Raw genomic sequence first — 1,848 nt, forward strand, 5'->3', positions numbered from 1 at the left:
GGATGGGTAGGGGAGCGTCGTGTGCCGGGTGAAGCTGCAGCGGAAGCTAGTGGTGGACGGTTCACGAGTGAGAATGCAGGCATGAGTAGCGATACACACGTGGGAAACGTGTGCGCCGATTGACTAAGGGTTCCTGGGTCAAGCTGATCTGCCCAGGGTAAGTCGGGACCTAAGGCGAGGCCGACAGGCGTAGTCGATGGATAACCGGTTGATATTCCGGTACCCGCTGTGAAGCGTCAAACAGTGAACCAGGCGATGCTAAGTCCGTGAAGCCGCCCCGGAGCCTTCGGGCAAGGGGGAGTGGTGGAGCCGACGGACCAGACCTGTAGTAGGTGAGTGATGGGGTGACGCAGGAAGGTAGTCCATCCCGGGCGGTGGTTGTCCCGGGGTAAGGGTGTAGGCCGTGCGATAGGCAAATCCGTCGCACATTGAGGCTGAGACCTGATGCCGAGCCGATTGTGGTGAAGTGGATGATCCTATGCTGTCGAGAAAAGCCTCTAGCGAGTTTCATGGCGGCCCGTACCCTAAACCGACTCAGGTGGTCAGGTAGAGAATACCGAGGCGTTCGGGTGAACTATGGTTAAGGAACTCGGCAAAATGCCCCCGTAACTTCGGGAGAAGGGGGGCCATCACTGGTGAGGAGATTTACTCTCCGAGCTGGGGGTGGCCGCAGAGACCAGCGAGAAGCGACTGTTTACTAAAAACACAGGTCCGTGCGAAGCCGTAAGGCGATGTATACGGACTGACGCCTGCCCGGTGCTGGAACGTTAAGGGGACCGGTTAGTCAGGATTCGTCTTGGCGAAGCTGAGAACTTAAGCGCCAGTAAACGGCGGTGGTAACTATAACCATCCTAAGGTAGCGAAATTCCTTGTCGGGTAAGTTCCGACCTGCACGAATGGCGTAACGACTTCTCGACTGTCTCAACCATAGGCCCGGTGAAATTGCACTACGAGTAAAGATGCTCGTTTCGCGCAGCAGGACGGAAAGACCCCGGGACCTTTACTATAGTTTGATATTGGTGTTCGGTTCGGCTTGTGTAGGATAGCTGGGAGACTGTGAAGTGGGCACGCCAGTGTCTGTGGAGTCGTCGTTGAAATACCAGTCTGGTCGTGCTGGATGTCTAACCTGGGTCCGTGATCCGGATCAGGGACAGTGTCTGATGGGTAGTTTAACTGGGGCGGTTGCCTCCTAAAGAGTAACGGAGGCGCCCAAAGGTTCCCTCAGCCTGGTTGGCAATCAGGTGTTGAGTGTAAGTGCACAAGGGAGCTTGACTGTGAGACCGACGGGTCGAGCAGGGACGAAAGTCGGGACTAGTGATCCGGCGGTGGCTTGTGGAAGCGCCGTCGCTCAACGGATAAAAGGTACCCCGGGGATAACAGGCTGATCTTCCCCAAGAGTCCATATCGACGGGATGGTTTGGCACCTCGATGTCGGCTCGTCGCATCCTGGGGCTGGAGTCGGTCCCAAGGGTTGGGCTGTTCGCCCATTAAAGCGGTACGCGAGCTGGGTTTAGAACGTCGTGAGACAGTTCGGTCCCTATCCGCTGCGCGCGCAGGAACATTGAGAAGGGCTGTCCCTAGTACGAGAGGACCGGGACGGACGAACCTCTGGTGTGCCAGTTGTCCTGCCAAGGGCATGGCTGGTTGGCTACGTTCGGGAGGGATAACCGCTGAAAGCATCTAAGCGGGAAGCCTGCTTCGAGATGAGTGTTCCCACCCACTAGATGGGGTAAGGCTCCCAGTAGACGACTGGGTTGATAGGCCAGATCTGGAAGCCCGGTAACGGGTGGAGGTGACTGGTACTAATAGGCCGAGGGCTTGTCCTCAGTTGCTCGCGTCCACTGTGTT

At 57.1% G+C, this 1,848-nt stretch carries 1 rRNA gene; it reads left to right on the plus strand.

Annotation, left to right across the window (positions count from 1 at the left end):
- Nucleotides 1-1,826, plus strand: a 23S ribosomal RNA gene (locus ADL01_RS19520); the annotation flags it as partial.
- Between the last annotated feature and the right edge of the window lie 22 nt (nt 1,827-1,848).

Origin of the sequence: Streptomyces sp. NRRL WC-3618 (genome assembly GCF_001280005.1) — a bacterium.
In the GTDB taxonomy this organism is placed as follows: Bacteria; Actinomycetota; Actinomycetes; order Streptomycetales; family Streptomycetaceae; genus Streptomyces.